The organism is Rhodoblastus sp. 17X3, from assembly GCF_030056575.1.
Lineage (GTDB): Bacteria > Pseudomonadota > Alphaproteobacteria > Rhizobiales > Beijerinckiaceae > Rhodoblastus.
This window is the reverse complement of sequence record NZ_JASHHX010000022.1, coordinates 24,818-45,379: the sequence shown is the minus strand read 5'-3', so window position 1 is coordinate 45,379 and position 20,562 is coordinate 24,818. Positions and strand designations below refer to the sequence as shown.

Here is a 20,562-nt window from a genome sequence, read left to right as displayed (position 1 = left end):
CGGAAGAAAGAATTATCGTCTCCGCAGTCTTAACGCCTTGATCTGACGCTATTGCGGCGGGACGTTTTCCGCTAGCCTTTGGCCAGCATGTGGCGCCCCGCAGGGACCGGCGCAAGGGCGCGAGGGAGAATGAATTGCCGCAACTCGACGCCGTGGTGCGCGACATCGCCGAGGAGATGAGCCGCCGCGATGATCGCGGCGAGGTCGCGACCTATATTCCGCAACTGGCCCATGTCGATCCGGGCCAGTTCGGGCTCGCTGTCGCCGCCGCCGACGGATCAATCGCCTGCGCCGGGCATAGCGATACTCCCTTTTCCATCCAGAGCATTTCCAAGGTCTTCACCCTCACGCTCGCGCTGGGCGTCGCCGGCGACCAGTTATGGAAGCGCGTCGGCCGCGAGCCCTCGGGCAACGCCTTCAATTCCATCGTCCAGTTGGAGCTGGAACAGGGCGTGCCGCGCAATCCCTTCATCAACGCCGGGGCGCTGGCCGTGACCGACGTCATCCTGTCCGGCCACCCGCCGCGCGAGGCGCTCGGCGAGATTCTGCGCTTCATCCGCTTCGCCGCGCAGGACGACTCCATTCACATCGACGAGCATGTCGCGCGCTCGGAAAAGGCGACCGGCTTCCGCAATGTCGCCCTCGCCAATTTCATGAAGAGCTTCGGCGTGTTGCAGAACCCGGTGGACTATGTGCTGGGGACCTATTTCCATCATTGCGCCATCGCCATGAGCTGCCGCCAGCTGGCTCTGGCCGGGCGTTTCCTCGCCCACTCCGGGCGCAATCCGGACACCAATTGCAGCATGATCTCGCCCGAGCGCGCGCGGCGCATCAACGCCCTGATGCTGACCTGCGGCCATTACGACGGCTCGGGCGAATTCGCCTATCGCGTCGGCCTGCCCGGCAAAAGCGGGGTCGGCGGCGGCATTCTGGCGGTGGCGCCGAGCCACGCGTCGATCGCGGTCTGGGCGCCGGGGCTCGACCCCACCGGCAATTCGCACCTCGGACGCATCGCGCTGGAAAAACTGGCGCGCAAGATGAAATGGTCGATCTTCGGCGAGTAAGCCGGCGAAGCGTCGTCAGCCGCCCGGATGGATGCGGGCCAACTCCCGGATGTCGGCGGCCAACGCATCGACGCGGCCGGGATCGGCGTCCCAGGCGAACATGAAGCGACCTCCGCCGCCGATGAAGGTGTAGAAGCGCCACCCTCTTTGCCGCAATCCTTCCAGGACCCCCGGGCTGGCGCTGAGAAAGACCGCATTGGCCTCGACCGGGAACAGCGGCGCGACGCCCGTAATGTCGGCGATCTGGGCCTCCAGGCGTTTGGCGCAGGCGTTGCCATGGGCGGCGTTGAAAAGCCAGGCGCCGCTTTCCAGCATGCCGACCCATGGCGCAGCCAGAAACCGCATTTTCGAGGCGAGTTGTCCCGCCTGTTTGCAGCGATAATCGAAATCTTCAGCAAGGCGCGGATCGAAGAACAGGATCGCCTCTCCCACGGCCATGCCGTTCTTGGTCCCGCCGAAGCAGAGCACGTCGACGCCCGCCTTCCAGGTGAGTTCCGCCGGCGTGCAGCCCAGCGTCGCGCAAGCGTTGGCGAAACGCGCCCCATCCATGTGCAGGCGCAAGCCAAGTTCTCGGCAGACGGCTGAAAGCGCTTTGATTTCAGCGATGGAATAAACCTGGCCTGTTTCCGTCGCCTGCGTGATCGTCACGGCGCTCGGCTTGGGAAAATGAATATCCGAACGGCCCGTCGCCAAAGCCCGCACGGCTTGCGGCGTGAGCTTGCCGTTCTCGCCCGCCGCGACCAACAGCTTCGAGCCGTTGGAGAAGAATTCCGGCGCGCCGCACTCATCGGTTTCGACATGGGCGACGCTGGAGCAGATTACGCTGTGGAACGACTGGCACAGCGCCGCAAGCGCGAGGGCGTTCGCGGCCGTGCCGTTGAAGGCGAAAAACACCTCGCAATTCGTCTCGAACAGGGCTCGGAAGGCGTCGGACGCGCGATGCGTCCAGACATCTTCGCCATAGGCCGCCGCATGGCCCCGATTGGCTTCCGCCATCGCCGACCAGGCCTGCGGGCAGACGCCCGCGTAATTGTCGCTCGCAAATTGCTGAAGGGGCTTTGTCATGGCTGCGAGTCTGCCCCGATCCTCACGCCCCGGACAAGCCCTCGCTTCCCGACAATTTCATTTTGTTAGGGCTGCTGCCGGCGTCTCGATCGGACTGGCGTCCTGCGCGAGGAGATTGGACAGGAGCGATGAGCCTAGGCGGGATCGATGCAGTCGCCATCATCGCGGCTCCGGCCACGCGCGACATGTCCTCCGTCATGGCCTTGCAGACGTCGCGCGTTCTTGTGGTCATCCTCGTCGGCCCCGTGCTGGCGCGCTTTCTTTGCCACCATGCGCCCGTCGTCGACCTGGCTGTTCCCGGCGAAAACGACCCCGCGATTGATTGATCGGGCGCGATGTTGTTTAAGACGCGTTGAACATGGACATGCCGCCACGGAATGGCCGCGATTGCGGGGCTTTGTGGCGCGAGAATTTTCTATTTTTCAGATAGCTTAGGCGGAGCGGGACCGAATGCGCACTCTCTTTTTGCAAGCGCCTTCTTTTGACGGATTCGATGGCGGCGCCGGCTCGCGCTATCAGGCGCGGCGCGAAATCGCCTCCTACTGGTATCCCACCTGGCTGGCCCAGCCCGCCGCGTTGGTGGAGAACTCCAAGCTGATCGACGCCCCGCCGCACAAGACCAGCCTCGCCGAAGTCGTCGCGCAGGCCAAGGATTTCGACCTGGTCATCGTGCATACTTCGGTGCCGTCCTTCGCATCGGATGTGAAATGCATCCAGGCCCTGAAAGCCGCCAATCCAAACCTCAAGGTCGGCCTGATCGGCGCCAAGGTGGCGGTCGACGCCGCCGGCAGCCTGAAGGACGCGCCCTGCGTCGATTTCGTCGCCCGCAACGAATTCGATTTCACTGTCAAGGACGTCGCCGACGGCAAGGACTGGAAGGACATTCTCGGCCTCTCCTGGCGCGACGCCGATGGAAACATCCATCACAATCCCGAGCGGCCGATCCTCGAGGACATGGATTCCCTGCCCTTCGTTTCACCCGTCTACAAGCGCGACCTGAAGATCGAGAACTATTTCATCGGCTACCTCAGGCACCCCTATATTTCCATCTATACGGGGCGCGGCTGCAAGTCGCGCTGCACCTTCTGCCTGTGGCCGCAGACCGTCGGCGGCCATCGCTACCGCACCCGCAGCGTCGCGCATGTGATCGAGGAGATCAAATGGTGCAAGGAGAACTTCCCGCAGGTGCAGGAATTCTTCTTCGACGACGACACCTTCACCGACGACCTGCCCCGCGCCGAAGCCATTGCAAAAGAACTCGGCAAGCTGGGCGTCGTCTGGTCGTGCAACGCCAAGGCCAATGTGCCCCGCGCCTCGCTCGAGGTGATGCGCGCCAATGGCCTGCGGCTGCTGCTGGTCGGTTATGAATCCGGCAATCAACAGATCCTGCACAACATCAAGAAGGGCATGCGCGTCGAGGTGGCGAAGCAATTCGCCAAGGATTGCCGCGAACTCGGCATCGCCATCCACGGCACTTTCATCATGGGCCTGCCCGGCGAGACGCGCGAGACAATCAAGGAGACGATCGCCTTCGCCAAGGAGGTCAATCCGCACACTCTGCAAGTGTCCCTTGCCGCGCCCTATCCCGGCACCTTCCTCTATGACCAGGCGCTCGAAAACGGTTGGCTCGACAGCGCCAACGCCGAACTGGTGGACGAGAACGGCGTTCAGATCGCGCCGCTGCATTATCCCGACCTGAGCCACAAGGAAATCTTCGACGCCGTCGAGACCTTCTATCGCCAGTTCTATTTCCGCCCGAGTAAGATTGCCTCGATCGTCAACGAGATGGTCCGCGACCGCGCCATGATGAAGCGCCGCCTGCGCGAAGGCGTGGAATTCTTCCAGTTCCTGCGCGAGCGCAAGCAGGCCGTTCACGGCTGAGTCGCGTCTCCAGCGGGACGCGCTTTCCGAGCGTTTTCAAACTTGGTTCAAAATGAAAAGGCCGCCCCGAGAGGCGGCCTTTTGCTTGATCATTCCGCCGCGGGAAGCTGCGGCGGCGCGGCGGAGGCTTCCGCCTTCTGCTGCAGGATGAGATCGTCGCGTGTCGTGGCGATATGGCGCAGTTTGGCCATCGCCGCGCCGGTGCCCGCCGGGATGAGGCGGCCGACGATGACGTTTTCCTTGAGGCCTTCCAGCGTATCGATCTTGCCATTGACCGCGGCTTCCGTGAGGACGCGCGTGGTTTCCTGGAAGGAAGCGGCCGAGATGAAGGAGCGGGTCTGCAGGCTCGCCTTGGTGATGCCGAGCAGAACCGGCGTTCCGGAAGCCGGACGCCTGCCCTCTTCGATTGCCTTTTCGTTGGCCTCGTCCATTTCCATGCGATCGACCTGCTCGCCGGCCAGGAAGTCGGTCTCGCCGGGATCGGTGATATCGACCTTCTGCAGCATCTGGCGGACGATCACTTCAATGTGCTTGTCATTGATGCTCACGCCCTGCAGGCGATAGACTTCCTGGATCTCGTTGACGAGATAGGCCGCCAGTTCCTCGACGCCCTTGATCGCAAGGATGTCATGCGGCGCCGGGTTGCCGTCAACGATGTAATCGCCCTTTTCGACAATGTCGCCATCCTGCAGATGGATGTGCTTGCCCTTGGGGATCAGATATTCGACGGGCTCGACGCCATCCTCGGCCGGGATGAGCGACAGGCGCTGCTTGTTCTTGTAATCGCGGCCGAACTGCACCGTGCCGCCGATCTCCGCGATGATCGCGTGATCCTTGGGACGGCGCGCCTCGAACAATTCCGCGACGCGCGGCAGACCGCCGGTGATATCGCGGGTCTTGGCGCTTTCGAGCGAGATACGGGCGATGACGTCGCCGGCCTGCACCGTCGAACCGGGATCGGCCGCCAGGATCGAATCCACCGGCAGCGTGTAGCGGGCTTCGCCGCCGCGCGCCAGCTTCAGGATCTTGCCGTCCTTGCCCTTGATGACAAGGCAGGGCTTGAGGCTCGACGAACGCGCGTTCATGCGCCAGTCCATGACCATGCGCTTGGCGATGCCCGTCGCCTCGTCCACCGTTTCCGCGAGCGACTGGCCTTCGACCAGATCCTCGAAGCCGACGACGCCCTCGACCTCGGTGAGGATCGGACGGGTATAGGGGTCCCATTCCGCCACGCGCTGACCGCGCTTGACCTGGTCGCCCTCGTCAACCTTGAGCCGCGAGCCATATTGCACGCGATGCACCGCGCGCTCCGTTCCGTCCGGACCGCAGATGACCACGGCGACATTGCGCGCCATGACCATGAGGTCGCCGTCGGAATTGCGCGCGACATGACGGTTGCGCAGCTTCACGACGCCGTCGAAATTGGCCTCGATGAAGGAGCTGTCCGCAATCTGCGCCGCGCCGCCAATGTGGAAGGTGCGCATGGTGAGCTGGGTGCCCGGCTCGCCGATCGACTGCGCCGCGATGACGCCGACCGCTTCGCCCATGTTGACGGGCGTGCCGCGCGCCAGATCGCGACCGTAGCAAGCCGCGCAACAACCGTTCTTGGCCTCGCAGGTCAGCACCGAGCGGATCTTCACTTCCTGGATGCCGGCCGCATTGATGCGGTCGATATGCCATTCCTGGATCATCTCGCCGGCCTTGACGATGACCGCGCCGTCCTGGTCAAGCAGGTCCTCGGCCGTGAAGCGGCCAAGGATGCGGACCGCCAGCGACGCGACGATCTGGCCGGCGTCGATGATCGCCCGCATCCGGATGCCGTTCGTCGAACCGCAATCATAGGAGGTGATGATCGAATCCTGCGCCACGTCGACGAGGCGACGGGTCAGATAGCCCGAGTTCGCGGTCTTCAACGCGGTGTCCGCGAGGCCCTTGCGGGCGCCGTGGGTCGAGTTGAAGTATTCGAGAACGGTCAGGCCCTCCTTGAAGTTCGAGATGATCGGGCTCTCGATGATCTCGCCCGACGGCTTGGCCATCAGGCCGCGCATGGCGGCGAGCTGCTTCATCTGCGCGGGCGAGCCGCGCGCGCCGGAATGCGACATCATGTAGATCGAGTTGATCGGCTTGTCGCGGCCGGCGTCGTCCTTGCGGACGGCCGAGATGCGGCCCATCATTTCCTCGGCGAGCTTGTCGGTGCACTTCGCCCAGGCGTCGACGACCTTGTTGTACTTCTCGCCCTGGGTGATGAGGCCGTCGTTGTACTGCTGCTCATATTCCTTGGCGAGGCTGCGCGTCTCCTCGACAATGCGGCTCTTCGTCTCCGGCACGACCATGTCGTCCTTGCCGAAGGAAATGCCCGCCTTGCAAGCTTCGCGGAAGCCGAGGCCCATGATCTTGTCGCAGAAGATCACCGTCTCCTTCTGACCGCAGTTGCGGTAGACGGTGTCGATCATCCCCGAGATTTCCTTTTTGGTCATGAGCTTGTTCATGACGTCGAAGGGGATCTTGTTATGGTCGGGCGCGAGCTGGCCAAGGATCATGCGGCCTGGCGTTGTGTCGAAAATCTTCGAGACGCGCTTGCCGTTCTCGTCGAAGGTCCAGGCGCGGCCCTTGATCTTGGTGTGCAGGGTGATGGCCTTGGCGAACAGCGCGTGCTCGATCTCGGCCATGTTCGAATAGACGCCCTGCAGCGGCGCCTTGGTGACCGGATCCTCGAGATACTGGCCCGGTTCGCCGTCGCGGACGAGGGTCAGGTAATAGAGCCCGAGCACGATATCCTGCGACGGCACGATGATCGGCAGGCCGTTCGCGGGGTGCAGGATGTTGTTGGTTGACATCATCAGCACGCGCGCTTCGAGCTGCGCTTCCAGCGACAGCGGGACGTGCACGGCCATCTGGTCGCCGTCGAAGTCGGCGTTGAAGGCGGCGCAGACCAGCGGATGCAGCTGGATCGCCTTGCCTTCGATCAGCGTCGGCTCGAAGGCCTGGATGCCGAGGCGATGCAGCGTCGGCGCGCGGTTGAGCATCACGGGATGTTCGCGGATGACCTCGTCGAGGATGTCCCAAACCTCCGGCTTTTCCTTCTCCACCAGCTTTTTGGCCTGTTTCACCGTGGCCGAGAGGCCCTTGGCGTCGAGGCGCGAATAGATGAAGGGCTTGAAAAGCTCGAGCGCCATCTTCTTCGGCAAGCCGCACTGGTGCAGCTTGAGCTCCGGACCGACGACGATGACCGAACGGCCCGAATAATCGACGCGCTTGCCGAGCAGGTTCTGGCGGAAGCGTCCCTGCTTGCCCTTGAGCATGTCGGCGAGCGACTTCAACGGACGCTTGTTGGCCCCGGTGATGACGCGGCCGCGGCGGCCGTTGTCGAACAGGGCGTCGACCGCCTCCTGCAACATGCGCTTTTCGTTGCGGATGATGATGTCCGGCGCGCGCAGTTCGATCAGCCGCTTCAGGCGGTTGTTGCGGTTGATGACGCGGCGGTAGAGATCGTTGAGGTCCGAGGTCGCGAAACGGCCGCCGTCGAGCGGCACAAGCGGACGGAGGTCCGGCGGAATGACCGGAACCTCGGTGAGGATCATCCATTCCGGCTTGTTGCCGGAATTGATGAAGGCCTCGATGATCTTGAGGCGCTTGGCGAGCTTCTTGGGCTTCAGCTCGGTGGTCGCTTCCGCGATCTCGACCTTGAGCTGGGCCGCGATGCCTTCGAGGTCGAGCCCGCGCAGCAATTCGCGGATCGCCTCCGCGCCGATCATCGCCGTGAAGCTGTCCTGCCCATATTCGTCCTGGGCGATGACATATTCTTCTTCGTTCAGCAGCTGACGGGGCTTGAGCGGCGTCAGGCCGGGCTCGATGACGATATAGGATTCGAAATAGAGAATGCGCTCAAGATCCTTGAGCGTCATGTCCATCAGCAGGCCGATGCGCGACGGCAGGCTCTTCAGGAACCAGATATGCGCGACGGGCGCGGCCAGCGAGATATGGCCCATGCGGTCGCGGCGAACGCGCGACAGTGTGACCTCGACGCCGCACTTCTCGCAGATGACGCCCTTGTATTTCATGCGCTTGTACTTGCCGCACAAGCACTCGTAATCCTTGATCGGACCAAAGATGCGCGCGCAGAACAGGCCGTCGCGCTCCGGCTTGAAGGTCCGGTAGTTGATCGTCTCCGGCTTCTTGATCTCGCCGAACGACCAGGAGAGAATTTTTTCCGGGCTGGCGATGGAGATTTGAATCTGATCGAAAGCCTGAGGCGCGACGACCGGATTGAAGAGATTCATGACCTCTTGATTCATCACTGTCTCCTGGGCTGGCGATTCCGGCGGCTGCGGCGGAATCCCGCTCCAAATTTGGGCGCTTCCGGGAGGCGCCTTCGCCTCCCGTCTTGGCGGAAAGAGAGGCGTCAGCGCCTCCCCTTTAATTACTCGGCGGCTTCAGCCGGCGGCAGCTCTTCGGTCCCCGGCGGCAGGGACTGGTTCAACTCAACATTGAGGCCGAGCGAACGCATTTCCTTGACCAGCACGTTGAAGCTCTCCGGGATGCCGGATTCGAACGTGTCGTCGCCGCGCACGATGGACTCGTAGACCTTGGTGCGGCCCGCCACGTCATCCGACTTGACGGTGAGCATTTCCTGCAGCGTGTAGGCGGCGCCATAGGCTTCCAGCGCCCAGACTTCCATTTCGCCGAAGCGCTGGCCGCCGAACTGGGCCTTGCCGCCCAACGGCTGCTGTGTGACGAGCGAATAAGGCCCGATCGAGCGCGCATGGATCTTGTCGTCCACCAGATGGTGCAGCTTGAGCATGTAGATCACGCCCACCGTCACCTTGCGGTCGAACGCCTCGCCGGTGCGGCCGTCGTAGAGCACTGTCTGGCCGGAGCCGTCGAGGCCCGCCTGTTCCAGCATCTCGACGATGTCCGGCTCGCGCGCCCCGTCAAAGACCGGCGTCGCGATCGGCACGCCGCGCGTCAGGTTCTGCGCGATCTCGACCAGCTCGTTGTTGCCGACCTGATCCAGATCGGCCGTCGCGGCGCCCTTGCCATAGAGCTCGACCAGCTTCTGCCGAAGCGGCGCCGAATCGAGCGAACGCTGATAGGCGTTGACCGCTTCCGCGACCTGCTTGCCGAGGTTGCGGCAGGCCCAGCCCAGATGCGTCTCGAGAATCTGCCCGACATTCATGCGCGAAGGCACGCCGAGCGGATTGAGCACGATGTCGACGGGCGTGCCATCGGCGAGGAAGGGCATGTCTTCCTGAGCGAGGATGCGCGAGACGACGCCCTTGTTGCCGTGGCGGCCGGCCATCTTGTCGCCGGGCTGGATCTTGCGCTTCACGGCGACGAAGACCTTGACCATCTTCATCACGCCGGGAGACAGCTCGTCGCCGCGCTGAAGCTTCTCGACCTTGTCGAGGAAGCGGCTTTCCAGCCCCTTCTTCGCCTCGTCATATTGCTTCCGCATGGCTTCGATCTCGCCCATGACGGCGTCGTCGTCGACGGCGAACACCCACCATTGCGAACGGGGATATTCATCGACCAGCTCGCGGGTGAGCGCCTGCTCCTTCTTGAAGCCCTTGGGGCCGGAAAGAGCCGTCTTGCCGATCAGCATGTCGGCCAGGCGCGCATAGACGTTGCGGTCGAGGATCGCCAACTCGTCGTCGCGGTCCTTGGCGAGACGCTCGATCTCCTCGCGCTCGATCGCCTGGGCGCGCTCGTCCTTGTCGACGCCGTGACGGTTGAACACGCGCACTTCGACGATGGTGCCCTGCACGCCCGGAGGAACGCGCATCGAGGTGTCGCGAACGTCGGAAGCCTTTTCGCCGAAGATGGCGCGAAGGAGCTTTTCTTCCGGCGTCATGGGGCTTTCGCCCTTGGGCGTGATCTTGCCGACGAGAATGTCGCCCGCCTGAACTTCCGCGCCGATATAGACGATGCCGGCTTCGTCGAGATTCTTCAGCGCTTCTTCCGAAACGTTGGGAATGTCGCGGGTGATTTCTTCCGGACCGAGCTTGGTGTCGCGGGCCATCACCTCGAATTCGTCGATATGGATCGACGTGAAGATGTCTTCCTTGACGATCTTCTCGTTGAGCAGGATCGAATCTTCGAAGTTGTAGCCGTTCCAGGGCATGAAGGCGACGACCACATTGCGGCCGAGCGCCAGATCGCCCATGTCGGTCGAGGGACCGTCGGCGATGATGTCGCCCTTGCTGATCAGGTCGCCCACGCGCACCAGCGGACGCTGGTTGATGCAGGTCGACTGGTTCGAGCGCTGGAACTTCATCAGGCGGTAGATGTCGACGCCAGGACGGCCCGCGTCGAGCTCTTCCGTGGCGCGGATGACGATACGGGTCGCGTCGATCTGATCGACCACGCCGGCGCGGCGGGCGGCGATGGCGGCGCCGGAGTCGCGGGCGACCACGCCTTCCATGCCGGTGCCGACCAGCGGCGCGTCGGCGCGCACCAGAGGCACGGCCTGGCGCTGCATGTTGGAGCCCATCAGCGCGCGATTGGCGTCGTCGTTCTCAAGGAACGGGATCAGCGCCGCGGCGACCGAAACAAGCTGCTTCGGCGACACGTCCATGAAGTCGACATGGTCGGGCGTGAGCATGACCACGTCGCCGGCGCGGCGACAGACCACGAGGTCTTCTGTCAGCCGGCCGTCGGCGTCGAGCGCGGCGTTGGCCTGGGCGACTGAATATTTCTGCTCTTCCATCGCCGAGAGATAGACGACCTCATCCGAGACCAGCCCGTCCTTGACGCGGCGATAGGGCGCCTCGATGAAGCCGTATTTATTGACGCGCGCGAAGGTCGCGAGCGAATTGATGAGACCGATATTGGGCCCTTCCGGCGTCTCGATCGGGCAGATGCGGCCATAATGGGTCGGATGCACGTCGCGGACTTCGAAGCCGGCGCGCTCGCGGGTCAGGCCGCCCGGACCCAGCGCCGAGAGGCGGCGCTTGTGGGTGATTTCCGAGAGCGGATTGGTCTGATCCATGAACTGCGACAGCTGCGACGAGCCGAAGAATTCGCGCACGGCCGCGGCCGCCGGCTTGGCGTTGATCAGGTCCTGCGGCATGATCGTGTCGATATCGACCGAGGACATGCGCTCCTTGATCGCGCGCTCCATGCGGAGCAGACCGAGGCGATATTGATTTTCCATCAATTCGCCGACCGAGCGGACGCGGCGGTTGCCGAGATGGTCGATATCGTCGATTTCGCCACGGCCGTCGCGCAGATCGACCAGGGCCTTGACCACCGCGAGAATGTCTTCGCGGCGAAGGACGCGGGTCGTGTCCGGGCAGTCGAGGTCGAGACGCATGTTCATTTTTACGCGTCCGACCGCCGAGAGGTCGTAGCGCTCCGAATCGAAGAACAGCGAATGGAACATCGCTTCCGCGGAATCGATGGTCGGCGGCTCGCCGGGACGCATCACGCGGTAGATGTCGAACAGGGCCTCTTCACGCGAGCTGTTCTTGTCGACGGCCAGCGTGTTGCGGATATAGGGGCCGACATTGATATGGTCGATGTCGAGGATCGGCAGTTCGGCGAAGCCGAGGCCGAGCAGCGTCTCCAGCGACTTGGCGGTGATTTCCTCACCGGCCTCGACGAAGATTTCGCCGGTTTCCGGATTGAAGAGGTCTTCGGCGATGAACTGGCCGTACAGGTCCTCGTCGACGGCGCGAATGAACTTCACGCCGCGCTCGGCGATCTGGCGGGCGGTGCGCGCGGTCAGCTTCTTGCCGGCCTCGACCACCACGTCGCCGGTGTCGGCGTCGATGATGTCGACCACCGCCTTGGTGCCCTTGAGGCGCTCGCCGTCGAAAGGCAGTCTCCAGCCGTCCTTCTCGCGCTGATAGGCGACCTTCTTGTAGAAGGCCGACAGGATTTCCTCACCGTCGAAGCCGAGGGCATAGAGCAGCGACGTCGCCGGAATCTTGCGGCGGCGGTCGATGCGGGCGTAGACGATGTCCTTGGCGTCGAATTCGATATCGAGCCAGGAGCCGCGATAGGGAATGATGCGCGCGGCGAACAGCAGCTTGCCGGACGAATGGCTCTTGCCCTTGTCGTGATCGAAGAACACGCCGGGCGAGCGATGCATCTGCGAGACGATGACGCGCTCGGTGCCATTGACGATGAAGGTGCCGTTCGACGTCATGAAGGGCATGTCGCCCATATAGACGTCCTGCTCCTTGATGTCCTTGACGGACTTGGCGGCGGTGTCCGGATCGACATCGAACACGATCAGGCGGAGCGTGACCTTGAGCGGCGCGGCGAAGGTCATGCCGCGCTGGCGGCATTCGTCCACGTCGTATTTCGGCGGCTCGAATTCATATTTCACGAATTCAAGCAAAGCCGTGCCCGCGAAATCCGAAATCGGGAACACAGACTTGAACACGGCCTGCAATCCCTCGTCGTCGCGCCCGCCCTTGGGGGCCTCGACCATCAGGAATTGATCGTAGGAAGCCTTCTGCACTTCGATCAGATTGGGCATGACCGCGACTTCGCGGATATGACCGAAGAATTTGCGGACACGCTTCCGGCCGGTGAACGTTTGCGCCATATCGCTCCTCGTCCCTCATTTTCAGGCGGGCTGAAATGCCTCTCGCCTCCCCGGCGTCGCCGGGACGCGCGGAAAATCCGCGCATATTCCTGGGAAGGATCGGAGGCCTCCCCACCTCTTCGAAACCGTCACGACGAACTCGTCCCCGTCACGGCCGCGACGGCCCCGGGGAAACCCCGGAGCCGTCTTTTTCATTAGAGGGCCGGAACCCTCGAAGGCATAATTACTTGAGCTCGACCTTGGCGCCGACCTTCTCGAGGGCGGCCTTGATCTTGGCGGCGTCCTCCTTGGAGGCGCCTTCCTTGACGGGCTTCGGAGCGCCTTCGACGAGGTCCTTGGCTTCCTTGAGGCCCAGGCCGGTGATGGCGCGGACTTCCTTGATGACTTCAATCTTCTTGTCGCCGGCGGCGGCGAGAACGACCGTGAACTCGGTCTGCTCTTCGGCCGGGGCGGCGGCGGCGGCGGCGCCAGGAGCGGCGGCGACGGCGACAGCGGCGGCGGCCGAGACGCCCCACTTCTCTTCAAGAAGCTTGGCCAGTTCAGCGGCTTCGAGAACGGTGAGGGCCGAAAGCTCTTCGACGATCTTTTCGAGGTTAGCCATTTTCAGTTCCTGTATATCTTGGGTTTGGTTCGATGATTTTCAATGCCGGGCCAGGATCAGGCCGCATCCTTGTTGGCGTAAGCCCCGAACACACGCGCCAGCTTGGCCGCAGGCGCGGTCGAGAGCTGCGCGATCTTGGTCGCCGGGGCCGAGATAAGGCCAACCAGCTTCGCGCGCAGTTCGTCGAGGGAGGGCATGGTCGCAAGCGACTTCACACCATCCGGGTTCAGGACGGTCGCGCCCATGGCGCCGCCGAGGATGACGAACTTGTCGAAATCCTTGGCGAACGCGGCCGCGACCTTGGGCGCCGCCACCGGATCGTCCGAATAGGCGATCAGGGTCGGTCCCTTGAGCAGGGAGCCGATCGAGGCGACGTCAGTGCCTTCGAGGGCGATCTTGGCAAGGCGGTTCTTGGCGACCTGAACGCTCGCGCCAGCTGCCCGCGCCTGCTTGCGCAGGTTCTGGAGCTGCGCGACGGTCAGGCCGGAATAACGCGCAACCACAACCACGCCCGTCTTCGAGAAGACGTCGTGCAGTGTGGCTACCGCTTCTTTCTTTTCCGCTCTGTCCACAGTGCTCTCACTTCAATGAGCGAAGACCCATAGCCCGTCTTGGACGGGCGCTCTTTCGAACGCCCCATGGGCCTCGCCGGTTGCCGACATGCCGCAAGGCGAAAGCCATGCGGCGCCGAAAAGCCTGTCCCCACGAAGGCGGCGCCAGGCGGCGCGCCCCTGTGGATCAGAGGGTTCGAACCAAACACGCCGAAGGCCGCAGCCTCCGGAAATCCGGTCTTTCCCCGTCTATGCTGGCCGCTCGCCTCTCCTGAATGAACAGAATGGGCGGACAATTAAGCTTTTGCACAAGGCCAAAGCGCCGGCAGTCTCGGACAGGACATGGCCGGAAAGGACAACGCCTCACCCCCAGGGGCGAAACGGAGCCTCCGGCCTACCCACCGCCAAAACCCGGAACGCAAAAATTCCGAGCCCGGCGGAAGCTGAATTTCTTTGAACATGGCGCGAAATTGAACCGATCGGTCAATTCGTGAAGCAGCAAATACTCGGGACGAACGGGCCGAAGCGGTCAACGCGTCCCAAATTCCCTTTCAACACATCATCTTTCCAGGGCGTGGAAAATGATCGCGGCGACATGCCCAAAAACAGGCGACGAATCCGCCGCCAGGAACGTGTCTTGTAAACACTCTCGCCGCACCTGCCAAGAGGGGGCGACAACATATTTTTTAAATTGTCAAGCGGCGCGACCATAAATCGCGCCGCTTGCTCAATCAGTTCTGGGCGATCACGATGGAGCCCGGCTCGACCTTGACGCCTGGACCCATGGTCGAGGACAAGGCGACGCGCTGCAGGTAAGTGCCCTTCGCGCCAGCCGGCTTGGCCTTGACGACCGCATCGACGAAAGCGGCGATATTTTCCGCCAGCTTTTCTTCGCCGAACGAGGCCTTGCCGACAGAGCCCTGCACGATGCCGGCCTTTTCGACGCGGAACTCGACAGCGCCGCCCTTGGAGGCGGCCACAGCGGCGGCGACGTCCATGGTGACGGTGCCGACCTTCGGGTTCGGCATCAAGCCGCGCGGACCGAGCACCTTTCCGAGACGGCCGACCAGCGGCATCATGTCCGGCGTGGCGATGCAGCGATCGAAATCGATTGTGCCGCCCTGGACGGCGGTGACCAGCTCTTCCGCGCCGACCACATCCGCGCCCGCCGCCTTGGCTTCGTCAGCCTTGGCGCCGCGCGCGAAGACAGCGACGCGCAGAGTGCGTCCGGTGCCGTTGGGCAAGTTGACCACGCCGCGCACCATCTGGTCCGCATGCTTGGGGTCCACGCCGAGATTCAGGGCGATTTCGACGGTTTCGTCGAATTTCGCGCTGGCGCGCTCGCGGACGAGCTTGATGGCGTCACCGACCGGATAAAGCCTGGTGCGCTCGATGCCCTCGCGGGCCTTGACGATTCTCTTGCCGCTCATCGTCTTATCCCACGATCTCAAGGCCAATGGACTTGGCGGAGCCTTCGATCATGGCCATGGCCGATTCGATCGAATGCGAATTGAGGTCCGCCGCCTTCTTCTCCGCAATTTCGCGGATCTGCTCGCGGGTCACCTTGCCAACGAAGCCGCGGCCCGTGGTCTTGGAGCCGGACTTGATGTTGGCCGCCTTCTTGAGGAAGAACGTGACCGGCGGCTGCTTCATCTCGAAGGTGAAGCTGCGGTCGGCATAGGCGGTGATGATGACGGGGATCGGAGTCCCCTTCTCGATCTGCGCCGTCTTGGCGTTGAACGCCTTGCAGAATTCCATGATGTTCAGGCCGCGCTGACCCAGCGCGGGGCCGATCGGCGGCGAAGGATTCGCTGCGCCGGCCGGGACCTGAAGCTTCACGTAACCCGTGATCTTCTTTGCCATAATGGCTGCTCCCATTGGGTTTTTTTGTTTCAGCCCCAGCTGGGGCCAAAACAAAAACGCGCGGTAGACGGACCATCCGTCCCGCGCGGGTTGCAGTTTGCGGTGCGGCCCGGAACCCGGCTGGCGACCGGAGAGCCTCCCGCAGATGCGCCTTCAGTGTGAAGGTTGCGGGTGTCTATACGGATTCATCCGCCTTGGCAAGGAAAAGACGAAGAAATACGCCGCCCCTCACGCCGGTATCGAGAGCGGCTGGCCCTTCTCGAGAATATAGGTCGAGATGATCCGGGTCGGCTTGTCGCCGTTCTTGAGCATATGCGGCCGCCGCGGCGGAACCTGGGCGACATCGCCAGCCCTGATCTCGCGCGCGTCTTCGCCATCAACCGTGAACAGGCCCCCGCCCTCGGCGATATAGGCGGATTCAATGCCCGGATGAATGTGCCGGGGCACTGTGAAGCCCGGCGCGATCTCCGCGGCGGCGATGATCGTCTCGTAGTCCGACGTCGGCCCGTCCATCCTCTTGAGGATTTCCCTTTTGATCCCCGCCGGCGCCGGGCCCTCGGCCTCGACCGACGTCGCGGCGAATCCGGTCAGCGCGCACAAGGCGCAGGAAGCGAAACCGCGACGCGTCAGCATGGCCGCCCTCTCTGGCCGGGTTTCGTGAGCGTCCCGACGCCCGGCAAATCTAGCAAAGGAAATGGACCGCCGCCAGCAGCGCCCATCCATTCGCGGATCAGGCGCGGCATTCGCCTTCCACCGCCGGTTCAGTAAAGGACTCCCGCTCGTCGGCGGGCAACTGGCCCGCCACAAGCTGCGCCCAGCGGCTCAGCGAATCAGCCATGAGTGCGGTCTCGCCGGCGCCGGGAAAATCCCTGGCGCCGGCCAGCATGCGCATCTGCAGCACGAGGTAATGCGCCGACACGACGGTCTCGAGCAGGAAATTCTCCACGACCTCAGTGTCAAGCTTGTCAGGCGCCCCATTTTTCATAAGTGTTAACCCTGTCCGGGAAAATTACGCGCTTGTAGAGCGTAAAAGCCTAAGCTGCCACGTTAAGGACGCTTTCCGCGCCAATCGTCACAATCTAATCGAGCGCATGCAACAGGAATGGCGTGGGAGAGACATTTACTTAACCTTCCACCGTTTCTGTTGGTCATGGTTAATTAAATTAACTAAAAACTGAGCAATGAACACGAAATCCATTGATGTCCTTGGCGCATTGAAATCCTGCACCGTCTTCGCGAGCCTGAGCGAGTCTCAGCTCCGCGAATTGAGCGGAAAGGCGCGCATCGAGCATTTTTCCGAGCGGACGCTGCTGACCTTGCGCGGCGAGAAGCCGGAGCACCTGCGTTACATCGTCAGCGGCTCCATCGACCTCGTGCTTTCGACCGCCGAGGGCGGCTTCTCCTGCCTGCCTGTATTCGAAGGCCGCTGGGCGACGTGGCTCGGCTGTTTCGGGTCCGAGCCGCTGGTGCATGACCTGTGGAGTTCCGGCAACGCGATCTCCATCGCCTTCCCTTGCCGCGACATTCTGAAAACCGTCAGCGACAATCCCGAGGCCTTGCGGCAGGTAATCGAGCATGTCGGCGAATGGACCCGCTTCCTGACTGGCTGGATGCTCTCCTTTTCCGCCTTTGGCGCTGAAAAGCGGCTCGCCTATCTACTGCTGCTCGCTTCGTCCAGCGCTTGCGGCATCGCCCGCGAAGGCCAGCCCACCGCCCTCACCCAGACCCATATCAGCCAGTTTGGCTTCGGTTCGCGCCAGAAGGTCAGCCGCCTGCTGCGCAGTCTTGCGGACAAGGACCTTGTTTCGATGCGTTATGGCGCCGTGGTCATTCCCTCGCGCGCCCGGCTCGAAGACTATATCGCGGACAGCGGCGCGCTTTCGGCGGATGGCGCGCACGAGAAAGTGAAATTCAGGGCGTGATCGTCGCCCATATCGCCGGCCCGTCGGGCGGGCGGCGACGGAATCAGATCATCCCGCTGGGCTGCGTTTCGCGGCGACGAACTTCCTCCGTCCGCTCGCCATTCTTCGCGGCGAGCCGCTTTTCCTCGCGCGCGAGGATCGATCGGGCGTCGAGGCCTGCGATTGGCTGGGCCAGATCGGCCGGGATGTCGCCGGCAAGCTGCAGCATAAGGTAACGCGCGCAGCAGACCCGCAGGAACGAGGCGAAATTCTCGACGACACCGTGGGTTTCGAGCAATTCCTCATAGAGACGCGCCAGGATTTCGGCGACGCTCAAGCCATCGCGTCGCGCGATTTCTTCAAGCAGCATCCAGTAGATTTTTTCCAGACGGACGCTGGTGGCGAAGCCGTGCATGCGCACGGAGCGCAGGCGCGTTTCCCACATGGTGGGGTCGGCATTCACGAATAACTGGCACATGGCGCCTCACGCCCATTGCGCAGCGTATCGCCCACTTTCCGACGCGCTGAACCGGGCTTCCGGGAAAAAAGATAGGCGCGGGCGCGGATCTTTGCAAATCCGCGCCCAGCAAAAAGCTCAGGCCGCCGCGAGATGTTTCTGCTGCGCCACCGGAACGCCGATCTGAAGCAAGAGCTGGCCAAGCCACGCGGGATGGGCCGGCCATGCGGGCGCCGTGATCAGATTGCCGTCCGTCACGGCGGCGTCAATGGCGATATTGGCATAGACGCCGCCGGCTAGCTCAACCTCCGGCTGGCAAGCCGGATAAGCGGAGCAGGTCCGGCCCTTCAGAACGCCTGCGGCGGCCAGCAGCTGCGCGCCATGGCAGACGGCGGCGACAGGCTTGTTGGCCGTGAAGAAGTGGCGGACGATTTCCAGCACCTTCGGGTTCAGGCGCAGATATTCCGGCGCGCGGCCGCCGGGAATGACGAGGGCGTCGTAATCCTCGGCGCGAATTTCGGCGAATGTCGCGTTCAACGCGAAATTATGGCCGCGCTTTTCGGTGTAGGTTTGCTGGCCTTCGAAATCATGAATCGCGGTTGCGATGGCGTCGCCCGCCGCCTTGTCGGGGCAGACCGCATGGACGCGATGGCCAACCGCCGCCAGCGTCTGGAACGGGACCATGATCTCATAGTCCTCGCCGAAATCGCCGACGATCATCAGGATATTCTTGGCGCTCATCAAATCCTCCCTGGAGCAAGACTGCGGCTCGAGCCGCTATTCGCATGCGGGAGGGATTATGGCCTGCGCCCGGGCGCGCGGGTGTTACCCGGTTATCGCGTCGAAAAGCAAAGGGCCGGGAAATCCCGGCCCTTGCATGAAAAGCATGATGCGGCGCGTTCAGGCGAGTTTGTCGACTTGCCCATATTCCAGTTCGACCGGCGTGGCGCGGCCGAAGATCGAAACCGCGACCTTGACGCGCGAGCGGCTCTCATCGACTTCCTCGATAAGGCCCTCGAACGAGGCGAAGGGCCCATCGTTGACCCGGACCTTTTCGCCGACCTCGAAGGAGATCGAGGTTTTGGGGCGATCCACGCCCTCGGCCACCTGACCCTTGATGCGATCCGCCTCATGTTCGGGAATCGGCATCGGCTTGTTGTCAGAGCCGAGGAAGCCCGTGACCTTCGGCGTGTTCTTGATCAGATGGAAGACATCGTCGGAGAGGTCGCATTTCACCAGCACATAGCCGGGGAAGAACTTGCGCTCGGAATTGAACTTGCGGCCGCGCCGGACTTCCACCACCTGTTCCGTCGGAACAAGGATCTCGTCGAACTTGTCGCTGAGTCCGCGCTGCGCCGCGCCTTCCTTGATCGCTTCCGCGACCTTCTTCTCGAAGTTGGAATAGGCGTGGACGATATACCAGCGTTTGGTCATGATTTTTCCGCGAAGGGTCTGGATGGACAAGTCAGGTTGGGAAGCCGGGGCAGTTCGCGCGTGGCGAGCGATCAGCGTCCGAAACTGAGAATGAATTGAATCCCGAGACGGATGACCTGATCGACCGAAACGAAGAACAGGGCCGCCATGAAGACCATCAGGGCCACGAGCCCGGTCGTGATCAGGGTTTCGCGGCGAGTGGGCCAGGTCACCTTATTGGCCTCGGCGCGCACTTCCTGCAGAAAATTGAACGGATTGGCCATGTTCGTCCCGATTCGACCGCCAAGCCAGCCGTCAGAATCAAAGACTTGGCGCGGCGGGTTGCGAAAAGAAAGGGGCGCGGGACCTTTCGGCCGCGCGCCACAAGAAATGCTTATAGCGAAGGCTTGCGGCCGCGCCAAGTTTTTTTCTTGACAGGCTGGAATTCAGGCTTCCTCGCCCCCGCCCTGCGCCTTGCGGCTGCGGCGCGCCCATTGGTTCAGGCCTTCCACCATCAGCGAGAAGCCGATCGCCGAATAGATGAAGCCCTTGGGGATCTCATAGCCAGCGCCATCGGCGATCAGCGTCATGCCGATCAGGAGCAGGAAGGACAAGGCGAGCATCTTGACAGTCGGGTTTTCGCGGATGAACCGGCCGACCGGCCCGGCGGCGAGAATCATCATTCCGACGGCGATGACGACCGCCAGAGCCATGATGATGAATTCATCCGCCATGCCGATAGCGGTCAGCACGCTGTCGAGCGAAAAAACGATATCCAGCACGGCGATCTGGAAGATGGCTTTCCAGAAGCTCTTGCCGCCCGCCTTATGCTCGCCTTCCTCGTTGGGGTCGATTTCCTCGTGGATTTCCACCGTGCCCTTGTAGAGCAGGAACAATCCGCCCAGCGTGAGGATGATGTCGCGCCCCGAGATGTCATGGCCCCAAACGGCGAACAAGGGCGCCGTCAGGCGGGTGAGCCAGACCATGCCCGCCAGCAAGCCGAGCCGAAAGAAGACTGCCATGCCAAGGCCGAGCCGGCTTGCGACGACGGCGCGGTCGGGAGGCAGGCCCTGAGTTGCGAGCGCGACGAAGACCAGATTGTCCACCCCGAGGACGATTTCCAGCACAGTCAGCGTCAGCAGACTGGCCCACGCCTCCGGATGGGCGAAAACGGCAAGATATTCCAAGCAAGATTCCCAGACATTGCGCGGC

Annotated in this window: 18 protein-coding genes; 4 read left to right on the top strand and 14 right to left on the bottom strand. The window is 62.8% G+C overall.

The features are described from left to right. Window positions 1-134 precede the first annotated feature (134 nt). On the top strand, window positions 135-1,064 hold the full coding sequence (locus QM467_RS16895; protein ID WP_283367511.1) for a glutaminase: 930 nt from the start codon (window positions 135-137) through the stop codon (window positions 1,062-1,064). 15 nt (window positions 1,065-1,079) lie between these two features. On the opposite strand, the gene QM467_RS16890 is transcribed toward QM467_RS16895, so the two are convergent. Further along, the gene (locus tag QM467_RS16890) at window positions 1,080-2,129 is read right to left on the bottom strand and encodes a threonine aldolase family protein (protein WP_283367510.1); all 1,050 of its coding nucleotides are present in this window, start codon (window positions 2,127-2,129) and stop codon (window positions 1,080-1,082) included. Window positions 2,130-2,257: 128 nt separating this feature from the next. Here QM467_RS16890 and QM467_RS16885 point away from each other — a divergent pair, with 128 nt between their 5' ends. Then, complete coding sequence (locus QM467_RS16885; RefSeq protein WP_283367509.1) at window positions 2,258-2,455, top strand: AbrB family transcriptional regulator; 198 nt, start codon at window positions 2,258-2,260, stop codon at window positions 2,453-2,455. 124 nt (window positions 2,456-2,579) lie between these two features. After that, window positions 2,580-4,010 (top strand): hopanoid biosynthesis associated radical SAM protein HpnJ, encoded by a 1,431-nt coding sequence (gene hpnJ / locus QM467_RS16880; protein ID WP_283367508.1) that lies wholly within the window; start codon window positions 2,580-2,582, stop codon window positions 4,008-4,010. Between the two features lie 89 nt (window positions 4,011-4,099). Here hpnJ and rpoC read toward each other — a convergent pair whose 3' ends face one another. The 8 genes from rpoC to QM467_RS16840 all read right to left on the bottom strand — a co-directional run bounded on the left by rpoC (window position 4,100) and on the right by QM467_RS16840 (window position 16,564). Further along, window positions 4,100-8,305: a DNA-directed RNA polymerase subunit beta' gene (rpoC, locus tag QM467_RS16875; protein WP_283367507.1), complete on the bottom strand. Its 4,206-nt coding sequence runs from the start codon at window positions 8,303-8,305 to the stop codon at window positions 4,100-4,102. A gap of 125 nt (window positions 8,306-8,430) precedes the next feature. Next, on the bottom strand, window positions 8,431-12,564 hold the full coding sequence (gene rpoB, locus QM467_RS16870; protein ID WP_283367506.1) for a DNA-directed RNA polymerase subunit beta: 4,134 nt from the start codon (window positions 12,562-12,564) through the stop codon (window positions 8,431-8,433). 223 nt (window positions 12,565-12,787) lie between these two features. After that, on the bottom strand, window positions 12,788-13,165 hold the full coding sequence (gene rplL, locus QM467_RS16865; RefSeq protein WP_283367505.1) for a 50S ribosomal protein L7/L12: 378 nt from the start codon (window positions 13,163-13,165) through the stop codon (window positions 12,788-12,790). 56 nt (window positions 13,166-13,221) lie between these two features. Continuing rightward, window positions 13,222-13,737, bottom strand: coding sequence for a 50S ribosomal protein L10 (gene rplJ / locus QM467_RS16860; RefSeq protein WP_283367504.1), 516 nt, complete (start codon window positions 13,735-13,737; stop codon window positions 13,222-13,224). A 710-nt stretch (window positions 13,738-14,447) separates the two neighbouring features. Next, window positions 14,448-15,146 carry a 50S ribosomal protein L1 gene (gene rplA / locus QM467_RS16855; protein WP_283367503.1) on the bottom strand — a complete coding sequence of 233 codons (699 nt, stop codon included), beginning with the start codon at window positions 15,144-15,146 and terminating at the stop codon, window positions 14,448-14,450. Window positions 15,147-15,150: 4 nt separating this feature from the next. Then, the gene (rplK, locus tag QM467_RS16850) at window positions 15,151-15,579 is read right to left on the bottom strand and encodes a 50S ribosomal protein L11 (RefSeq protein ID WP_283367502.1); all 429 of its coding nucleotides are present in this window, start codon (window positions 15,577-15,579) and stop codon (window positions 15,151-15,153) included. 228 nt (window positions 15,580-15,807) lie between these two features. Next, complete coding sequence (locus tag QM467_RS16845) at window positions 15,808-16,212, bottom strand: cupin domain-containing protein (RefSeq protein ID WP_283367501.1); 405 nt, start codon at window positions 16,210-16,212, stop codon at window positions 15,808-15,810. A gap of 97 nt (window positions 16,213-16,309) precedes the next feature. Beyond that, window positions 16,310-16,564 (bottom strand): hypothetical protein, encoded by a 255-nt coding sequence (locus QM467_RS16840; protein ID WP_283367500.1) that lies wholly within the window; start codon window positions 16,562-16,564, stop codon window positions 16,310-16,312. A 196-nt stretch (window positions 16,565-16,760) separates the two neighbouring features. Between QM467_RS16840 and QM467_RS16835 the strand changes: the two genes are divergently transcribed. Further along, window positions 16,761-17,501 carry a Crp/Fnr family transcriptional regulator gene (locus QM467_RS16835; protein WP_283367499.1) on the top strand — a complete coding sequence of 247 codons (741 nt, stop codon included), beginning with the start codon at window positions 16,761-16,763 and terminating at the stop codon, window positions 17,499-17,501. Between the two features lie 43 nt (window positions 17,502-17,544). Here the strand turns inward: QM467_RS16835 and QM467_RS16830 are convergent, their stop codons facing one another. The 5 genes from QM467_RS16830 to QM467_RS16810 form a co-directional block, all read right to left on the bottom strand. Next, window positions 17,545-17,958, bottom strand: a complete 414-nt coding sequence (locus QM467_RS16830; RefSeq protein WP_283367498.1) for a ribbon-helix-helix domain-containing protein — start codon at window positions 17,956-17,958, stop codon at window positions 17,545-17,547. A gap of 117 nt (window positions 17,959-18,075) precedes the next feature. Continuing rightward, the gene (locus tag QM467_RS16825) at window positions 18,076-18,678 is read right to left on the bottom strand and encodes a DJ-1/PfpI family protein (RefSeq protein ID WP_283367497.1); all 603 of its coding nucleotides are present in this window, start codon (window positions 18,676-18,678) and stop codon (window positions 18,076-18,078) included. A 159-nt stretch (window positions 18,679-18,837) separates the two neighbouring features. Beyond that, the gene (nusG, locus tag QM467_RS16820; RefSeq protein ID WP_283367496.1) at window positions 18,838-19,371 is read right to left on the bottom strand and encodes a transcription termination/antitermination protein NusG; all 534 of its coding nucleotides are present in this window, start codon (window positions 19,369-19,371) and stop codon (window positions 18,838-18,840) included. Between the two features lie 71 nt (window positions 19,372-19,442). Continuing rightward, on the bottom strand, window positions 19,443-19,634 hold the full coding sequence (gene secE, locus QM467_RS16815; protein WP_283367495.1) for a preprotein translocase subunit SecE: 192 nt from the start codon (window positions 19,632-19,634) through the stop codon (window positions 19,443-19,445). Between the two features lie 162 nt (window positions 19,635-19,796). Beyond that, window positions 19,797-20,537: a TerC family protein gene (locus QM467_RS16810; RefSeq protein ID WP_283367494.1), complete on the bottom strand. Its 741-nt coding sequence runs from the start codon at window positions 20,535-20,537 to the stop codon at window positions 19,797-19,799. Window positions 20,538-20,562 lie beyond the last annotated feature (25 nt).